Source organism: Lysobacter sp. N42 (assembly GCF_004344885.1).
Genome location: NZ_SKFB01000093.1, coordinates 1 through 3,526, shown reverse-complemented (window position 1 = coordinate 3,526; position 3,526 = coordinate 1). Strand labels below are relative to the sequence as shown.

3 protein-coding genes and 1 pseudogene are annotated in these 3,526 nt (G+C 74.3%); 3 read left to right on the top strand and 1 reads right to left on the bottom strand.

Annotated features, from left to right (window positions below; genetic code table 11):
• Window positions 1–127: 127 nt before the first annotated feature.
• From EYQ95_RS25930 to EYQ95_RS25920, 3 genes are read left to right on the top strand one after another with little or no spacing between them, the layout of a single operon-like run.
• A complete protein-coding gene (locus EYQ95_RS25930) occupies window positions 128–709 on the top strand; it encodes an RNA polymerase sigma factor (protein ID WP_132332066.1) in 582 nt (193 codons plus the stop codon).
• Window positions 706–1,203 carry a hypothetical protein gene (locus EYQ95_RS25925; RefSeq protein ID WP_132332064.1) on the top strand — a complete coding sequence of 166 codons (498 nt, stop codon included), beginning with the start codon at window positions 706–708 and terminating at the stop codon, window positions 1,201–1,203. Before EYQ95_RS25930 ends, EYQ95_RS25925 begins: the two co-directional genes overlap by 4 nt.
• A 12-nt stretch (window positions 1,204–1,215) precedes the next feature.
• Window positions 1,216–2,124 carry a DUF4097 family beta strand repeat-containing protein gene (locus EYQ95_RS25920; RefSeq protein WP_132332062.1) on the top strand — a complete coding sequence of 303 codons (909 nt, stop codon included), beginning with the start codon at window positions 1,216–1,218 and terminating at the stop codon, window positions 2,122–2,124.
• 181 nt (window positions 2,125–2,305) lie between these two features.
• Here the strand turns inward: EYQ95_RS25920 and EYQ95_RS26535 are convergent.
• Window positions 2,306–3,526 (bottom strand): annotated as a pseudogene (locus EYQ95_RS26535) (hypothetical protein); the annotation flags it as partial.

The following is a 3,526-nucleotide window of genomic DNA, read 5'->3' as shown; positions in this document are numbered from 1 at the left end:
CGCCTACGGCTATCGCGACCAGGAATACTTCTTCCTGAAAATCCGCGCAGCCTTCCCCGGTATTCAGCGATGAACCTTTCTTTTTGCCGGCCTTAAACCTGCGGGCAATGCCCGGCATCACAGCGATATGCTCACCGCCGTGCTCGACGCCCCCGGCCTCCGCGACGCTCCGTCGGACGACGACCGCGTGCTCGTGGACGAGGCGCGCGGCGGCAGCATCGCGGCGTTCGAGGCGCTGTACCGCCGCCACGTCGGGCGCGTGCACGGCGTCGTTTCGCGCCTGGTCGGCGGCGTCGGCACGCGCGCCGAGGACCTGACGCAGGAGGCCTTCGTGCGTGCCTGGCAGGCGCTGCCGGGCTTCCGCAGCGACTCCGCCTTCGGCACCTGGCTACACCGGCTTGCCGTGAACACCGCACTCATGGACATGCGCAGCCGCCGCGTCCGCGCGCATGACGAGGGCGACGACGAAGCGCTCGACCGGATCGGCCAGGACGATTCGGCCGGACGGTCCACGGCCCTGGGCATGGACCTGCAGCGTGCCGTCGCCAGCCTGCCTCCGCGTGCGCGCGCCGTGCTCGTGCTCTACGACGTGGAAGGCTGGACGCACGAGGAGATCGCCGCCGAACTCGGCATGGCGATCGGCAGCTCCAAGGCGCAACTGCATCGCGCGCGCATGCTGCTGCGCGAACGACTGGGAGATTCCGCATGACGACGAACCCGCACGACCCGCGGCCCGCCGGCGAGGGCGCGACGCCCGATGCCCTGCGTTGGCAGCTGCGCGCGCTGCGTCAGGACGCCGTACCCGACCGCGACCTGTGGGCCGGCATCGAACCGCGCCTGCAGCGCCGGCCGCAGGCGGTCGGCACGCAGCGCACGCCCTGGCTGGCACTCGCGGCGAGCCTGCTGCTGGTGGCCGGCGTCGCCGGCGTGTGGCAGGCGCGGCCCCCGGCGGGCGATGCAGGCGCGACCGCGCTCGTCGAGGCGCGCCGGCTCTCGGCCGACTACCGCCGGGCGCTTGATGCCTTGCCCGCCGCTGCCGCCGATACGCGGACGCTCGCGCCGGCGATCGACGAACTCGATCGCAGCGCCGCGCAGATCCGCCGCGCGCTGGCGCGCGACCCCGACTCGCGGCTGCTGCTCGAGCAGTTGCGCCGCACGTATGCCCGGCGTCTCGCGCTGTCCCAGCGCGTGCTCGTCGGCTGACCAGGAGCCCCGATGAATACCCGTCCGATCCTCGCCGCCGCGCTCGTCGCCGCGCTCGTCCCGGCCACCGCGCACGCGGGCCGTCCCATCGACGAAACCCGTCCGCTCGACGCCCGCGGCATGGTCAAGGTCGAGAACCTCAAGGGCAGCATCGAGGTGCGTGCCTGGGACCGCAGCGAAGTGAAGATCGAAGGCGTGCTCGGCGATGGCGTCGAGAAGCTGGAGATCGAAGGCGGCGGAAAGCGCCTGCACGTGCGGGTCAGGTACCCGGCGCGCCGCGGCCTGCTCGGCGCCGATCGCCGCATCGGCCCGACCACGCTGCGGCTCATGGTGCCGCTGCAGGCCGACCTGGATCTCCAGGCGGTCGCCGCCGACGTGACGGCCTGGGGCGTGGCGCCGGGCTCGCTGAAGATCGACAACGTGAGCGGGCGCACGACGGTCGCGGGCGCACCGCGGGAGGTCGAGGTCGACACGGTGAGCGGCGACGTGGATCTCACCGTGAACCGTGCGAGCGTGCAGGTCGACAGCGTCAGCGGGAACATCCGCATCAGCGGGCGGCTCGGGCCGGAGATCGAGGTCGAGAGCGTCAGCGGCGACATCGAGCTGCGTGCCGTGCAGACCGCGCTTGAGCGGGTGGAGGGCGCGAGCGTGTCGGGCGACATGCGCGTGCAGGGCGCGCTTTCACCCCGTGCCCGCGTGCAGCTCGAGTCGGTGAGTGGCGACATCGCGCTGCGGCTGCCGCGCGGCACGTCGGCCGAGCTTCGCGCCGAAAGCTTCAGCGGCAGCCTGCGCGCGCCCGGCGCCACCGTGGAGCGGCCACGGCACGGACCGGGCTCGTCGCTACGCCAGCGTTATGGCGATGGCGAGGCGGAGGTGTCGATCGAGACGTTCTCGGGCGATGCCGACGTGCGCATGGACTGAGAGCGCCACGCCACCCTCGGTCGACCGGAGCCACCGCGTCCGCGCGGTGGCTTTTTCATGCCTGCGGCCGGGTTCGCCGCGGGGGGTGGGCGCCCGTCCGCCAGCCCTTGCCGGCAGCCGCGCAGGCGGACGAAAAAAAGCCGCCGCACGGATGCGGCGGCTCGTTCCGGGGCGCGATTGCTCAGCCGCGGGAAGCGGCGTCGCGATCGGCGTCGTCGACCAGCGGTGCGACGGTGGACTCCGGTGCCGGGGCGGCCGGCGCCAGGTCGAGCAGTTCGCCCTGCGCGTACGTGGGCTGCTCGACGGACGGCTCCGCGTGGCGGATGCCGGGCGACGGATCCATCGCACCGACGTCGCTTTCGGGCGCGTTGGCTGCCACGACGGTCTCCAGGGCCGACACGGGGCTGTCCGCGACGAGCACTTCGGCCGGAATGCCGTCGGTGGTTTCCGGCGCGGGCGGCGCACCGGCTTCCTCGACGACGTCGGACGCGCCCGAGGACGGGGGCATTGCCTCGCCCGAGGCCACTGCCGCCGCGTCCTCGGCCGGCGAGGCTGCCGGCGTTTCGACGCGCGCTGCCTGCGCTTCCGGCGCCGCACCGGTGTCGACCGCATCGGCGGCAGCGGAGGGCGCGACGACGGCGGCTTCGGCCTGGCGGGCCGGCTTGGCCGCCTCCGGCACCGCACGGGCCACGGCCTGCGCATCCTGCGCAGCGGGCGGCATGTCCGGCTGGGCGGCCGGGGCAGGGGTGCCGACAGCGTCTTCCGCCTGCGCCGCCTGCGCCGTCGGCGACGCCGGGGCTGCTGCCGCAGTCTGACTGCCATCGCGTACTGGCGGGGCCTCGGCCGGCGACAGGCTGGCTTCGGCGGAGCCGCGCGGCGGCTCACCACCTGCTGCAGCGGCAACGACCGCCGCCCCCGACGCCGCGGCCACCATCGCGGCCGGCGCCGGTGCCGGCTTCACCGGCGGGATGTCGTCGAACTCGAACTCCGGCTGTGGCCGCGAGCCGTCCTGCGTCGGGGCCATGGGCTCGTCGTCGCCCTGGCCGCTCTCGTCGGCGTCGTCGGCGCCCAGGTCCTGGGCATCGAGTGCGTCCACGCCCTCGGCGCCGTTGCGACGGCGGCGGCGTCCGCCACGGCGTCCACGCCGGCGGCGACTCGCGTTCTCCGCCTTGCCCGCATCGGCCGCATCGAGCTGTTCCAGCGCGGTCTCCGCTGCGTCGACCGCCACGGTGGGAGTTCCGACCGGCTCGACGGCATCCACCGCGGCGCGTACCTCGGCCGTGGCGCTCGCCGCGGCGGCCGCGGCGCGCTGCAGCGCCTCGTCACCGCCGGCCGCCTGCACTTCACCACGGACGCCGCCGCCGCCATCGCGCATGGCGACGTGATCTTCATCGCCGTGGGC